The sequence below is a fragment of the Pseudomonas sp. FH1 genome (assembly GCF_000510895.2).
Lineage (GTDB): Bacteria > Pseudomonadota > Gammaproteobacteria > Pseudomonadales > Pseudomonadaceae > Aquipseudomonas > Aquipseudomonas azotoformans_A.
This window is the reverse complement of the sequence record NZ_AOHM01000025.1, coordinates 80,588-94,505: the sequence shown is the minus strand read 5'-3', so window position 1 is coordinate 94,505 and position 13,918 is coordinate 80,588. Positions and strand designations below refer to the sequence as shown.

Here is a 13,918-nt window from a genome sequence, read left to right as displayed (position 1 = left end):
CCCTCACACCACAGCGTTATAGAACTGCTCGCTGCTCTTCTGCTCCACCAACGCCTGCTCGATCGCCGCCTGATGCACTTCATCCGCGTGTTCTTCACGGGCTTCCGGCAGGATGCCCAGCCGCGAGAACAGTTGCATGTCCTTGTCAGCCTGCGGGTTGGCGGTGGTCAGCAGTTTGTCGCCGTAGAAGATCGAGTTGGCGCCGGCGAAGAACGCCAGGGCCTGCATCTGCTCGTTCATTGCTTCGCGACCGGCCGACAGGCGTACATGGGACTGCGGCATCAGGATACGCGCCACGGCGAGCATGCGGATGAAGTCGAATGGGTCGATGTCTTCGGCGTTTTCCAGCGGCGTACCGGCCACTTTCACCAACATGTTGATCGGCACCGATTCCGGATGCTCTGGCAGGTTGGCCAGTTGGATCAGCAAATTGGCGCGGTCGTCGAGGGACTCGCCCATGCCGAGGATGCCACCGGAGCAGATCTTCATCCCCGAATCCCGCACGTAGGCCAGGGTTTGCAGGCGCTCGCTATAGGTGCGGGTGGTGATGATGCTGCCGTAGAACTCGGGCGACGTATCCAGGTTGTGGTTGTAATAGTCCAGGCCCGCCTGGGCCAGGGCTTCGGTCTGGTCCTGATCGAGGCGACCGAGGGTCATGCAGGTTTCCAGGCCCATGGCCTTCACGCCTTTGACCATCTGCAGCACGTAGGGCATGTCTTTGGCCGACGGGTGCTTCCAGGCGGCGCCCATGCAGAAGCGGGTCGAGCCGATAGCTTTGGCGCGGGCAGCCTCTTCGAGGACCTTCTGCACTTCCATCAGCTTCTCTTTTTCCAGGCCAGTGTTGTAGTGGCCCGACTGCGGACAATATTTGCAATCTTCCGGGCAGGCGCCGGTCTTGATCGACAGCAGCGTCGACACCTGGACACGGTTGGCGTCGAAATGCGCGCGGTGCACGGTCTGCGCCTGGAACAGCAGGTCATTGAACGGCTGTACGAACAGTGCCTTGACTTCGGCGAGGGACCAATCGTGACGCAAAGTGGCGGTGGTGCTGGCGCTCATGGGCGATTCCTTGATTATGCTTTGGCAAGCGCTGCGGGAAGGGCAATACCCACAGGCACGACACGGATGCTCGGCATATTTAAGGAAGATTCATGCACTGTCAACCAGCCCACAAACACCAGGTTTACATCTGGTTAAAAAACACCCAAACCTGTTTAATCTGCGATGAGGCCACGCAATCAGCCGACTCTGTGTGCAACGTCTGCGAAACCGAGCTGCCGTGGCTGATAGAACACTGCAACCTGTGCGCCCTGCCCTTGCCGATGGAGGGGTTGATCTGCGGCCAATGCCAGAAACATCCGCCGGCCTTTAAACAGGTGATCGCGCCCTGGACCTACAGCTTTCCGGTCGACAGCCTGATCAGCCGCTTCAAGCACCAAGCGCGCTGGCCCCTGGGGCAGATGCTGGCGCGGCTGTTGGCGCAGCATATGCAACATCGCTTCGACAACACCGGACTCACACGCCCCGACTGCCTGCTGCCGGTACCCATGGCCCGCAAGCGCCTGCGTGAACGCGGCTATAACCAGGCCTTGATGCTGGCGCGCTGGCTCAGCCACGACTTGCACATTCCCTACGATGAACACCTGTTGTTACGCCCCCATGAAACCGTGGCGCAACAAGCCCTCGATGCCAAGACCCGACAACGCAACCTGCTCGGCGCTTTCGCCCTGGCGCCCGACGCACGGGTGCAAGGCCGTCACTTCGCGCTGGTGGACGACGTACTCACCACTGGCGCGACCGCCCACAGCCTGGCGCGGTTGTTGATGAATGCCGGCGCACGACAAGTCGATGTGTACTGCGTGGCCCGCACGCCCAAACCGGGCAGTTGACTTGACTCCGGCCACCCTTGCCCGCAACGTTCGGCTTATCCCATCGAAGCGTATGCCCATGTCTCTGCCAACGTCCCTCAGTCAACACATCATCCGCCGTCCCCAGCGCATTGCCTTGCTGGCGCACATCGCTGAGCAGGGCTCCATCACCCGCGCGGCAAAGAGCGCGGGCTTGAGCTACAAAGCGGCGTGGGATGCCATCGACGAGTTGAACAACTTGGCGCAAAAGCCCTTGGTAGAACGCAGTGTCGGCGGTAAAGGCGGCGGCGGCGCCAGGTTGACGGTCGAAGGTGAGCGTGTGTTGCGTCTTTACCAGCGCCTGCAAGTGGTGCAGGCCGAAGTGCTGGGCTCGGACGAAGCCGCCAGCGATTTCAATCTACTGGGCCGCTTGATGCTGCGCACCAGCGCACGTAACCAACTGCATGGTCAGGTCGTCGCCATCGAGCAGCATGGCCGCAATGATCTGATCCGCCTGCAACTGGCCGGTGGGCTGACCCTGGCTGCGCAGATCACCCACGACAGCACGCAGCGACTGGAACTGGAAACCGGCGTGGAAGTGGTCGCACTGATCAAGGCCGGCTGGCTGGAGTTGCTGGCACCTGAGGCCTTCGCAACAACTGGACACAATTGCATGAGCGGCATCGTCGACGCCATTCTCGACGCCGAAGACGGGCCCAGCGAAGTGCGTGTCACCCTGCCCAGCGGCCAGGTTTTGTGCGCCCTGGCGCAGCCCGCCACGCTCAAGGCGCTGCGCGTGACCGAAGGCAAAGCGATCCAGGTTCAATTTGCGCCGAGTAATGTGCTGCTCGGCACGCCGGTGTAAGGGGTCCGCTATTTAAACTGCAACAATTTCGTCACGCCCGCTCCTTATGGTGTCTGCAAAAACCGCAGGGAGCCTGAGATGAGCCTATTAGAAGAAAACCAAGCCACCGACCTTGAGCAGATGGTCGGCCTCACCCGCCGCCGTTTCATCGGCGCCGGTGCCCTGTGCGGTGCCGCGATGTTCCTGGGTGGCAACCTGCTGAGCCGCAGCGCTCTCGCCGTCAACGCCGCCAGCGCCAGCCCGTTGCTGGGCTTCACCAGCATCGCCGCCGCCACCAGCGACGCCATCACCTTGCCGCCGGGCTACAGCGCGTCGGTGCTGATCAGTTGGGGCCAGCCGCTGAGCAAGATCGCGCCGGCCTTCGACCCGTCCGGCAACGGCACGGCCAAGGCCCAGGAACAGCAGTTCGGCGACAACAACGACGGCATGAGCCTGTTTGCCTTCCCCGGTGACGACAACCGCGCGCTGATGGCGATCAACAACGAATACACCAACTACCGCTACCTCTTCGCCCACGGCGGCGCGCCGCAATCGGCCGAAGACGTGCACAAAGCCCAGGCCAGCGAAGGCGTGTCGGTCATCGAAGTGCGGCGCAAGGGCGACACCTGGCAGTTCGTGCAGGACTCGCGTTACAACCGCCGCATCCACGGCAACTCGCCGATCCGCCTCAGTGGCCCCGCCGCCGGCCACGACTGGCTGAAAACCAGCGCCGACAAATCCGGCAAAAAAGTCCTGGGCACCTTCCAGAACTGTGCCAACGGCAAGACGCCATGGGGCACTTATCTGACGTGTGAAGAGAACTTCACCGACTGTTTCGGCAGCAGCAACCCACAACAAACCTTCGATGCCGGGCAGAAACGCTATGGCGTGGTCGCCGCCAGCAAAGACATCAACTGGCATCAGCACGACCCGCGTTTCGATATGGCCAAGAACCCCAACGAACTCAACCGCCACGGTTGGGTGGTGGAAATCGACCCGTTCGACCCGCAATCCACCCCAGCCAAACGCACCGCCCTGGGCCGCTTCAAGCACGAAAACGCCGCCCTGGCCGAAACCCGCGACGGCCGCGCCGTGGTGTACATGGGCGACGATGAGCGCGGCGAGTTCATCTACAAGTTCGTCAGCCGCGACAAGATCAACCACAAGAACCCCAAGGCCAACAAAGACCTGCTCGACCACGGCACCTTGTATGTGGCGATCTTCGACGCGGGCGACGGCAACGCCGACCACCCCAAGGGCAAGGGCCAATGGGTCGAGCTGACCCACGGCAAAAACGGCATCGACGCCAGCACCGGCTTCGCCAGCCAGGCCGAAGTGCTGATCCACGCGCGCCTAGCCGCCAGTGTGGTGAAAGCCACGCGCATGGACCGCCCGGAATGGATCGTGGTCAGCCCCACCGACGGCCAGGTCTATTGCACCCTGACCAACAACGCCAAGCGCGGTGAAGAGGGCCAGCCGGTGGGAGGCCCCAACCCGCGTGAGAAAAACGTCTACGGCCAGATCCTGCGCTGGAAGGCCGACGCCGATAACCACGGCGCCTCGGAATTCACCTGGGACCTGTTCGTGGTGGCCGGCAACCCTGGCGTGCACGCCGGCACGCCGAAGGGTGGTTCGTCGAACATCAACCCGCAGAACATGTTCAACAGCCCGGACGGGTTGGGCTTCGACAAGGCCGGGCGATTGTGGATCCTGACGGATGGGGACTACAGCAACGCAGGTGACTTCGCCGGCATGGGCAACAACCAGATGTTGTGTGCTGACCCTTCCACCGGGGAAATCCGCCGCTTCATGGTCGGACCGGTGGCCTGTGAAGTGACGGGCATCAGCTTCTCGCCGGATCAGAAGACGCTGTTTGTGGGGATCCAGCACCCAGGCGAAACCGGTGGTTCGACTTGGCCGGAGCATCTGCCGAATGGCAAGCCGCGCTCGTCGGTGATGGCGATTCGGCGGGATGACGGCGGTATCGTCGGCGCCTGATAGGGCCTCTGTGGTGAGGGGGCTTGCCCCACTCACCACAACAGCACAGTCACCACCTATCTCAACGTTGGTGGGTTACCATACCCGGCCGGACGCGGCGCCCTGCTGCGCGCAGGAGTTCGCATGGCCCACCCGTTTGAAACACTCACGCCCGACCTGGTGCTCGACGCTGTCGAAAGCATCGGTTTCCTCAGCGATGCTCGCGTCCTGGCGCTCAACAGCTACGAAAACCGCGTCTATCAAGTGGGCATCGAAGACTCGGAACCGCTGATCGCCAAGTTCTATCGGCCGCAGCGTTGGACCAACGAGGCAATCCTCGAAGAACACCGCTTCACTTTCGAACTGGCCGAATGCGAAGTGCCGGTGGTCGCGCCATTGATCCACAACGGCGAAAGCCTGTTCGAACACGCCGGTTTCCGCTTCACCCTGTTCCCCCGCCGTGGCGGCCGTGCGCCGGAGCCGGGTAATCTCGATCAGCTGTATCGCCTTGGGCAATTGCTCGGACGTTTGCATGCGGTGGGCTCCACCCGCCCGTTCGAACACCGCGAAGCCTTGGGCGTGAAGAACTTCGGTCACGACTCACTCACCACCTTGCTTGAAGGCAATTTCATTCCCAAGAGCCTGCTGCCGGCCTACGAGTCCGTGGCCCGCGACCTGCTCAAGCGTGTGGAAGAGGTGTACAAAGCCACACCGCACAAGAACATCCGCATGCACGGCGATTGCCACCCCGGCAACATGATGTGCCGTGACGAGATGTTCCATATCGTCGACCTGGACGACTGCCGCATGGGCCCGGCGGTACAGGACCTGTGGATGATGCTCGCCGGAGATCGTCAGGAATGTCTGGGACAGTTGTCGGAGCTGATGGACGGCTACCAGGAATTCCATGACTTCGACCCGCGTGAACTGGCGCTGATCGAACCGCTGCGTGCATTGCGCCTGATGCACTACAGCGCCTGGCTGGCACGGCGTTGGGACGACCCAGCGTTCCCCCACAGCTTCCCGTGGTTTGGCAGCGAGCGTTATTGGGGCGATCAGGTGTTGGCATTGCGCGAACAACTGGCCGCCTTGAATGAAGAACCGTTGAAGCTGTTTTGACGGACAAATATCCTTACAATCGCGCTTTGTTAGCTGCCTAAGCAAGGATTCTGCAATGCAAGCCGCCAACCCCCGCAAGGGGTACATCCTGGGCCTGAGCGCCTACGTCATCTGGGGTCTGTTCCCGCTCTACTTCAAAGCCATCGCCAGCGTGCCCGCCGCCGAGATCATCGTGCACCGCGTGTTGTGGTCGGCGCTGTTCGGCGGTTTGCTGTTGATGGTGTGGAAGCATCCCGGCTGGTTCCGCGAGTTGCGCGACAACCCCAAGCGCCTGGCGATCCTGGCCCTCAGTGGCTCGCTGATCGCGGGTAACTGGCTGACGTATGTGTGGTCGGTGAACACCGGGCGCATGCTGGAAGCGAGCCTGGGTTACTACATCAACCCATTGGTGAACGTAGTGTTGGGCATGCTGATCCTGGGTGAACGCCTGCGCCGCTTGCAGTGGGTCGCCGTCGGGCTGGCAGCCGTAGGTGTGGCGCAACAGGTCTGGCAGGTCGGCAGCTTGCCATGGGTGTCGCTGGTGCTGGCGTTGACCTTCGGTTTCTACGGGCTGATTCGCAAGCAGGCGCCGGTCAAGGCGCTGCCGGGGCTGGTGGTGGAAACCTGGATGCTGGTGCCGATTGCAGTTGCCTGGCTGCTGTTCAACCCAACCGCCCATAGCGCGCAAATGGCGTTCTGGAGTACGTCCGAAGCCTGGTGGCTGGTGGCGGCCGGCCCGGTGACGCTGATCCCGCTGGTGTGTTTCAACGCCGCCGCTCGGCATTTGCCCTACACCGCGTTGGGCTTTTTGCAGTACGTCGCGCCGACCCTGGTATTGCTCGAAGCCGTGCTGCTGTTCGGCGAACACCTGGCACCGAGCACGCTGACCGCGTTCGCCTTCATCTGGGCGGGGCTGGTGGTGTATAGCGTGGATATCTGGCTCAGCGTGCGCAAACGTTAATCAAATAACGTACAAACCTCTGCAGGCTACAGGGCGCGTGGCTTGCAGACATCCACCCCAAGGTTATCCACAACCTGGTCCCCGCCATTTGTGCACAAGCTTTTGAAATTGCTCGTTTTTTGCTCAATCAGCGAAGAACCCCGGCCGGTGTGGGCTGGCGAGGGGTCTCTACAGGTTATCCACAGGCCCATGCAAGATTTCCATGCATAACCCTGTGGGCAGATTATTCCTCGTGATTTATTCCTCGTGATGCAGTTCCACCATCAAGTCATCGGCCAGGGTTTCCAGGGACAGTTGCAAGGTGTCCAGGGATAACGCGGTCGGCACCTGCAACAGCGCCTCGGCGGTAAACAACGGGTCGCCGCTCATGGGCGCCGGGCGCACATCGGTGCTCAGACTCTCCAGGTTCACGCCCTGCTGGCTGAGCAGCGCGGTGATCTCGCGCACAATGCCCGCACGGTCATTGCCCACCAGCGTCATCATGATCGATTTGGACGCCGACGCTTGCCCGCTGCTGCCCTCGCCCACCAGCACGCGAATGCCATGGGTGGATAAATCCTCCAACGCCCCGACCAACGCCTGACGGTGCTCTGTAGGCACGCTGACCCGCAGGATCCCGGCAAACTGCCCGGCCATGTGCGCCATGCGGCTTTCCAGCCAGTTGCCACCGTGGGCGGCGATATTCTGCGCGATGCGCTCGACCAGGCCGGGTTTGTCGGCAGCGATAATTGTGAGTACAAGATGGTCCATGGCAACGCCCTCTGGAATTCAATCTACAAGGTGGACCCGAAGGCCCTCGATAACAAATCGTGTACCATTTTTATATTTATCTGGAACAATCCAATAGTTTTTTGAGAACATCCGGTTCTCCGCTGTGACCGTACGACCAAAGTGGGTCGCTAAACGACGTATTTAGTCTAATTTTCACAACCGCAAGTCATCATGTAGTATGCGCAACCTGGCACTACATAATGAAAATCTAAAAAGCGCTTAAGCTGTGCAGAGTGAGGCAAGCAATGACTGAACACGTTCAAGTCGGTGGCCTGCAGGTCGCCAAAGTCCTGTTCGACTTCGTGAACAACGAAGCCATTCCCGGCACCGGCATTACTGCCGACCAGTTCTGGGCCGGTGCCGACAAGGTCATCCATGACCTGGCCCCGAAGAACAAAGCCCTACTCGCCAAACGCGACGATTTCCAAGCGCGGATCGATACCTGGCACCAGACTCATGCCGGCCAGGCGCACGACCCGGTGGCCTACAAAGCCTTCCTGCAAGACATTGGATACCTGCTGCCAGAAGCCGTGGACTTCCAGGCCACGACCCAAAACGTCGATGACGAGATCGCCCGCATGGCCGGCCCGCAGCTGGTAGTGCCGGTGATGAACGCCCGCTTCGCCCTCAACGCCTCGAATGCGCGCTGGGGCTCGCTGTACGACGCGCTGTATGGCACCGACGCCATCAGCGAAGCCGACGGCGCCGAAAAGGGCCAGGGCTACAACAAAGTGCGTGGCGACAAGGTCATCGCCTTCGCCCGCGCCTTCCTCGATGAGGCCGCACCGCTCAGCGCCGGCAGCCACGTCGATTCCACCGGCTACAAGATCGTCGACGGCACGCTGATCGTCAGCCTCAAGGGCGGCAGCAACAGCGGCCTGCGCGACGACGCACAGTTGATCGGTTTCCAGGGCCCTGCGGCCGAGCCGATTGCGATCCTGCTGAAACACAACGGCCTGCACTTCGAAATCCAGATCGACGCCAGCACCCCGGTCGGGCAGACCGATGCCGCCGGCGTCAAAGACGTGCTGATGGAAGCCGCGCTGACCACCATCATGGACTGCGAAGACTCCGTCGCCGCCGTCGATGCCGATGACAAAGTGGTGATCTACCGCAACTGGCTCGGCCTGATGAAGGGCGACCTGGCCGAAGAAGTGGCCAAGAGCGGCAAGACCTTTACTCGCACCATGAACGCCGACCGCGTTTATACCGGCGTGGATGGCCAGGACGTGACGCTGCACGGTCGCTCGCTGTTGTTCGTGCGCAACGTGGGTCACCTGATGACCATCGATGCGATCCTCGACAAAGACGGCAACGAAGTGCCAGAGGGTATTCTCGACGGCCTGGTCACCAGCCTCGCCGCGACCCACAGCCTCAACGGCAACAACAGCCGCAAGAACAGCCGCACCGGTTCGGTGTACATCGTTAAGCCGAAGATGCACGGCCCGGAAGAAGCTGCGTTCACCAACGAGCTGTTCGGCCGCATCGAAGACGTGCTGAAGCTGCCGCGCAACACGCTGAAAGTCGGGATCATGGACGAGGAGCGCCGCACCACGGTCAACCTCAAGGCCTGCATCAAGGCGGCCAGCGAGCGCGTGGTGTTTATCAACACCGGCTTCCTCGACCGTACCGGCGACGAGATCCACACCTCCATGGAAGCCGGCGCGATGGTGCGCAAGGCCGCGATGAAGGCGGAAAAATGGATCGGCGCCTACGAAAACTGGAACGTCGATATCGGCCTGAGCACCGGTCTGCAAGGTCGCGCGCAGATCGGTAAAGGCATGTGGGCCATGCCCGACCTGATGGCGGCGATGCTCGAACAGAAAATCGCCCACCCACTGGCCGGCGCCAACACCGCCTGGGTGCCATCGCCAACCGCCGCTGCGTTGCACGCACTGCACTACCACAAGGTTGATGTATTCGCCCGCCAGGCCGAGCTTGCCAAACGCGAGCGTGCGTCGGTGGACGACATCCTGACCATTCCGCTGGCCAGCAACACCGATTGGTCCGACGAAGAGATCCGCAACGAACTGGACAACAACGCCCAAGGCATCCTGGGTTATGTGGTCCGTTGGATCGACCAGGGCGTCGGTTGCTCGAAAGTGCCGGACATCAACGATGTAGGCCTGATGGAAGACCGCGCCACCCTGCGTATCTCCAGCCAGCACATCGCCAACTGGCTGCGCCACGGCATCGTCAACGAAGCTCAGGTGATGGAAAGCCTCAAGCGCATGGCGCCGGTGGTGGACCGTCAGAATGCTGGGGATACGTTGTACCGCCCACTGGCACCGGATTTCGACAGCAACATCGCGTTCCAGGCAGCGGTGGAGTTGGTGATTGAAGGGACCAAACAGCCTAATGGGTATACCGAGCCGGTATTGCACCGTCGGCGTCGGGAGTTCAAGGCCAAGAACGGCCTGTAAATGAAAAGAGCCCCGGTCGAGAGACCGGGGCTTTTTTCATTGCAGGCCAAGTCAGTCCGAATTGTTCACGAACGTCCCATTGATTACGACCTCAGTGCTACCGGACCCAAATCGAACATTCAGCAAGATGCCGGTGTGCTGATAGCTTGTACCGAATTCAGGACGAACAACAGACAAGAAAATCTGCCCCGACACAGGGCTGGAATGCAGCACGCCGTTGAGATCTCGATACGTCATATTCGCCCAACCGCCCGGGTTTGGAGCGACCTCGAATACATGGATGCCATTCGGAACGTTGTGTCCATAGTCGATCTGAATACGCTCTGGGTCGGCTCCCAATATGGCAGTCCATGACAAATACCCGAAAACCTCATTGGCGACGAAAAAGCGCGGTGTATTTTGTTCAAGTACGAGGACGTAGGAATTACCCGTCTGCGCTTTGGCCCTGGCCTCATTTAGATCTTTGTCTTCTACTTCAAATGGCTTGGTACTCATGACGAACTCCTGTTCAAAGGGTTTCGAGGCACCAGTCTTGCAAAGTGCTCTCCATACCACTGAACAATAATTCCGCCTACACGCCTACTGTCATAAATGACAGTCCCGACAGACGTTACCTACTGCGCCATCCCCAACTCCCGCTTCACCATCTTCGCCAACTTCACGCTATCAATTGGCTTCAACAAAAAATCCACCACACTCAAATGCATCGCATCGATCACGTCCGGCGCTTCGGCATCCCCCGACATGATGATGATCGGTAGCGCCGCACGGGTGGACTCACGCACTTGTCGGATAAGTTCCAGGCCATTGCTGGGCGCCATGCGCAGGTCAGTAATCAGCAAACCGATGGAGCTGCTCGACTTCAACAAATCCCACGCTGCCTCACCACTGTCGGCGGTCATGCAGCGAATACCGTCCAGCCCCAGGATTTCCGCCAGCAGTTCGCGTGCGTCCTTGTCGTCGTCGACGATCAACACGCGTTGTGGCGGTAAATCAGGCTCCAGCATCACGGCGCTCAGCGCCTCGCGCTCGGCATCACTCAAAATATCGTGGTCGGACATACGGTTCTCAGCAGTTCTCATCAATCTCCCAGCACACTCGTCAGACATCTGCGGAAGGGCGATCAATGTGCACTTCGTCGGAAAGTTTGCCTAGTGGGCGTTCTACGGGTTTTGGACGATAGTCATGTAAGGTTTTTCCCTAGGTGTGTGCCGTTTGTATCGACCTAGACTTACGTCCAATGGGCACCCGCTGCGCAGGAGTCGACCATGAGGGACGATAACGACAAAAAAACTGCGGTCATTGTTATGAGTAAAGCTGATGCCTTCGCCCAGGCGGGGAAAACTGCTGTGTTGCAAAATATCCACGGCACCCTGCAATTCCTGCAACGCTTCCCGCCGTTCAACCAGATGGAAAACGCCCACTTGGCGTTTTTGGTGGAACAGTGCCAGTTACGCTTCTATGGCCCCGGCGACAGCATCCTCAAACCGTCGGGCGGGCCGGTGGAGCACTTTTATATCGTCAAGCAGGGCCGGGTGGTCGGTGAGCGGCCAGACAGCGCCGAAACCACGTTTGAAATCACCACTGGCGAATGCTTCCCCCTCGCCGCACTGTTGGGCGAACGCGCGACGCGCACCGAGCACAAGGCCGCCGAAGACACCTTCTGCCTGCAACTGAACAAACCGGCGTTCATCAAGCTGTTTGCACTCTCCAGCCCGTTTCGCGATTTTGCCCTGCGCGGCGTCAGCAGCCTGTTGGATCAGGTGAATCAGCAGGTGCAGCAAAAAGCCGTGGAAACCCTCGGCACTCAATATTCCCTGAACACGCGGCTCGGTGAATTGGCCATGCGCCACCCCGTCACGTGCAGCCCCGCCACGCCGCTGCGCGAAGCCGTCACGCTGATGCATGAGCAACAGGTCGGCAGCATCGTGATCGTGGATGAACACAAGGCGCCCCTGGGGATTTTCACCCTGCGCGACCTGCGCCAGGTGGTGGCCGATGGCACCAGCGATTTCAGCCAGGCCATCGAAGGGCATATGACCCAGGCACCGTTCTTCCTGACGCCGGACCACAGCGCCTTCGACGCCGCGATCGCCATGACCGAGCGGCATATCGCCCACGTCTGCCTGGTCAAGGACCAGCGCCTGTGCGGCGTGGTGTCCGAGCGCGATCTGTTTTCCCTGCAACGGGTGGACCTGGTGCACCTGGCGCGCACCATCCGCAATGCGCCGAGGGTGGACAACCTGGTGGCAATTCGCGGCGAGATCGGCCAGTTGGTCGAACGCATGCTGGCCCATGGTGCCTCGTCCACCCAGATCACCCACATCATTACGCTGCTCAACGATCACACCGTGTGCCGGGTGATCGAGCTGACCCTGGCCGAAAAAGGCGACCCCGGCGTGCCCTTCAGTTGGTTGTGCTTTGGCAGCGAAGGCCGCCGCGAGCAGACCCTGTACACCGATCAGGACAACGGCATCCTGTTTGACGCCAAGGACGCGGCCGAAGCCGCGGCGATCCGAGGCCGGTTGTTGCCGCTGGCGCAGCAGATCAACCAGAGCCTGGCGCTGTGTGGGTTCAGCCTGTGCAAAGGCAACATCATGGCCGGCAACCCGGAGCTGTGCCTGTCACGGGCGGAATGGGCGCGACGGTTTGCAGCGTTTATCCGCGAAGCCACGCCGGAGAATCTGCTGGGTTCCAGCATCTATTTCGATCTGCGTGTGGTGTGGGGCGATGAACGTGGCTGCGAGCAATTGCGCCAAGGCATTCTCGACCAGGTGGCAGACAACCGTTTGTTCCAACGCATGCTGGCCGAAAACGCGTTGCGCCAGCGTCCGCCCGTAGGACGTTTCCGCGAATTTGTACTCACGCGTAAAGGCGGCGAAAAAGCCACGCTCGACCTCAAGGTGCAGGGCCTGACCCCTTTTGTCGACGGCGCGCGCCTGTTGGCCCTGGCCAATGGCATCCACGCCAACAACACCCTGGAGCGCCTGCGCCAGTTAGTGTTCAAGGAGGTGATCGAGCCCCTGGACGGCGCGGCGTATGAAGAGGCCTACCACTTTATTCAGCAGACCCGCATGCAGCAGCACCAACTGCAAACCCGCGAGAATCAGCCGTATTCCAACCGTGTCGACCCGGACAGCCTCAATCATCTGGACCGGCGCATCCTGCGTGAATCCCTGCGCCAGGCCCAGCGCCTGCAAAGCAGCCTGACATTGCGGTATCAGCTGTGAGCTTGTTCAACTGGCTGCGTAAGAAAACGCCAGGGCTCGACAGCGCGCAACAACAGCGCCTGGCGCAACTGCGCAAACCCACGCCGCTGGGCAACGTCACCCTGCGCAACCAGCGCTGGGTAGTGGTGGACCTGGAAACCAGCGGCCTCAACCTTAACCGTGACCAGGTGCTGTCCATCGGCGCGGTGGTGATCGAAGATGGCGCGGTGGATTTCTCGCAACTGTTCGAACGCACGCTGCAACGGACCGAAACCAAACTCAGCCCCAGCGTGTTGATCCACGGCCTCGGCCCCAGTGCGATTGCCGCCGGCAGCGATCCGGTGGATGCGTTACTGGACTTCATGGACTTTGTGGGCGACAGCCCATTGCTGGCCTTCCATGCGCCGTTCGATCAACACATGCTGTGCCGGGCGCTCAAGGACAGCCTGGGTTATCGCCTGGCCCATCCGTTTCTCGATGTTGCAGACATTGCCCCGCTGCTGTGCCCGAATGCGCACATCCGCGAAGCAGGGTTGGACGACTGGATCAACCACTTCCACCTGCACGTGGGCGAGCGCCATCACGCCAGCGCCGACGCGCTGGCCACGGCGGAGCTGATGCTGATCCTGTTCAGCCGCGCGCGCCAGCAACACATCGACACTCCACAGGCGCTGCAAGAGCGTTTGAGCCAATGGAAACGGCGTCAACACGCGCCATCGTTTTAATGTCATCTCCCGACAGACGCCAATTGCGCCCACTCCACGGCTCTGACACAATCGCGAATAATT

General features: G+C 60.8%; 12 protein-coding genes. 8 read left to right on the top strand and 4 right to left on the bottom strand.

The genetic code is table 11. From position 1 onward, the window contains the following. Positions 1-3: 3 nt before the first annotated feature. The gene (bioB, locus tag H096_RS10525) at positions 4-1,059 is read right to left on the bottom strand and encodes a biotin synthase BioB (RefSeq protein WP_016977842.1); all 1,056 of its coding nucleotides are present in this window, start codon (positions 1,057-1,059) and stop codon (positions 4-6) included. Between the two features lie 92 nt (positions 1,060-1,151). Between bioB and H096_RS10520 the strand changes: the two genes are divergently transcribed. The 5 genes from H096_RS10520 (at position 1,152) to rarD (ending at position 6,727) form a co-directional block, all read left to right on the top strand. Continuing rightward, positions 1,152-1,889: a ComF family protein gene (locus tag H096_RS10520; protein ID WP_033898078.1), complete on the top strand. Its 738-nt coding sequence runs from the start codon at positions 1,152-1,154 to the stop codon at positions 1,887-1,889. A gap of 58 nt (positions 1,890-1,947) precedes the next feature. Next, complete coding sequence (locus tag H096_RS10515; RefSeq protein ID WP_033898077.1) at positions 1,948-2,712, top strand: TOBE domain-containing protein; 765 nt, start codon at positions 1,948-1,950, stop codon at positions 2,710-2,712. 78 nt (positions 2,713-2,790) lie between these two features. After that, positions 2,791-4,689, top strand: coding sequence for a PhoX family phosphatase (locus H096_RS10510; protein WP_033898076.1), 1,899 nt, complete (start codon positions 2,791-2,793; stop codon positions 4,687-4,689). A 123-nt stretch (positions 4,690-4,812) separates the two neighbouring features. Then, a complete protein-coding gene (locus H096_RS10505; protein ID WP_016977838.1) occupies positions 4,813-5,787 on the top strand; it encodes a serine/threonine protein kinase in 975 nt (324 codons plus the stop codon). 55 nt (positions 5,788-5,842) lie between these two features. After that, complete coding sequence (gene rarD, locus H096_RS10500; protein WP_033898075.1) at positions 5,843-6,727, top strand: EamA family transporter RarD; 885 nt, start codon at positions 5,843-5,845, stop codon at positions 6,725-6,727. Positions 6,728-6,964: 237 nt separating this feature from the next. Here rarD and H096_RS10495 read toward each other — a convergent pair whose 3' ends face one another. Next, positions 6,965-7,477, bottom strand: coding sequence for an ACT domain-containing protein (locus H096_RS10495; RefSeq protein WP_033898074.1), 513 nt, complete (start codon positions 7,475-7,477; stop codon positions 6,965-6,967). Positions 7,478-7,743: 266 nt separating this feature from the next. On the opposite strand from H096_RS10495, the gene H096_RS10490 reads away from it, so the two are divergent. After that, a complete protein-coding gene (locus H096_RS10490; protein ID WP_033898073.1) occupies positions 7,744-9,921 on the top strand; it encodes a malate synthase G in 2,178 nt (725 codons plus the stop codon). Between the two features lie 51 nt (positions 9,922-9,972). Here the strand turns inward: H096_RS10490 and H096_RS10485 are convergent, their stop codons facing one another. Continuing rightward, entirely contained in the window at positions 9,973-10,416 is a 444-nt protein-coding gene (locus H096_RS10485) for a hypothetical protein (RefSeq protein WP_033898072.1), read from the bottom strand. A 119-nt stretch (positions 10,417-10,535) separates the two neighbouring features. After that, on the bottom strand, positions 10,536-10,982 hold the full coding sequence (locus H096_RS10480) for a response regulator (protein WP_025857000.1): 447 nt from the start codon (positions 10,980-10,982) through the stop codon (positions 10,536-10,538). 246 nt (positions 10,983-11,228) lie between these two features. Between H096_RS10480 and H096_RS10475 the strand changes: the two genes are divergently transcribed. Then, positions 11,229-13,151 carry a putative nucleotidyltransferase substrate binding domain-containing protein gene (locus H096_RS10475; RefSeq protein WP_033898155.1) on the top strand — a complete coding sequence of 641 codons (1,923 nt, stop codon included), beginning with the start codon at positions 11,229-11,231 and terminating at the stop codon, positions 13,149-13,151. Next, a complete protein-coding gene (locus H096_RS10470) occupies positions 13,148-13,855 on the top strand; it encodes a 3'-5' exonuclease (protein ID WP_033898071.1) in 708 nt (235 codons plus the stop codon). Before H096_RS10475 ends, H096_RS10470 begins: the two co-directional genes overlap by 4 nt. Positions 13,856-13,918 lie beyond the last annotated feature (63 nt).

What these genes read in the sequence shown, in the direction of transcription:
- H096_RS10475 (WP_033898155.1), top strand. Translation starts at nt 11,229, where the DNA reads ATGAGTAAAGCTGATGCCTTCGCCCAGGCGGGGAAAACTGCTGTGTTG.
- rarD (WP_033898075.1), top strand. Translation starts at nt 5,843, where the DNA reads ATGCAAGCCGCCAACCCCCGCAAGGGGTACATCCTGGGCCTGAGCGCC.
- H096_RS10505 (WP_016977838.1), top strand. Translation starts at nt 4,813, where the DNA reads ATGGCCCACCCGTTTGAAACACTCACGCCCGACCTGGTGCTCGACGCT.
- bioB (WP_016977842.1), bottom strand. Translation starts at nt 1,059, where the DNA reads ATGAGCGCCAGCACCACCGCCACTTTGCGTCACGATTGGTCCCTCGCC.
- H096_RS10520 (WP_033898078.1), top strand. Translation starts at nt 1,152, where the DNA reads ATGCACTGTCAACCAGCCCACAAACACCAGGTTTACATCTGGTTAAAA.
- H096_RS10495 (WP_033898074.1), bottom strand. Translation starts at nt 7,477, where the DNA reads ATGGACCATCTTGTACTCACAATTATCGCTGCCGACAAACCCGGCCTG.
- H096_RS10485 (WP_033898072.1), bottom strand. Translation starts at nt 10,416, where the DNA reads ATGAGTACCAAGCCATTTGAAGTAGAAGACAAAGATCTAAATGAGGCC.
- H096_RS10480 (WP_025857000.1), bottom strand. Translation starts at nt 10,982, where the DNA reads ATGTCCGACCACGATATTTTGAGTGATGCCGAGCGCGAGGCGCTGAGC.
- H096_RS10510 (WP_033898076.1), top strand. Translation starts at nt 2,791, where the DNA reads ATGAGCCTATTAGAAGAAAACCAAGCCACCGACCTTGAGCAGATGGTC.
- H096_RS10490 (WP_033898073.1), top strand. Translation starts at nt 7,744, where the DNA reads ATGACTGAACACGTTCAAGTCGGTGGCCTGCAGGTCGCCAAAGTCCTG.
- H096_RS10515 (WP_033898077.1), top strand. Translation starts at nt 1,948, where the DNA reads ATGTCTCTGCCAACGTCCCTCAGTCAACACATCATCCGCCGTCCCCAG.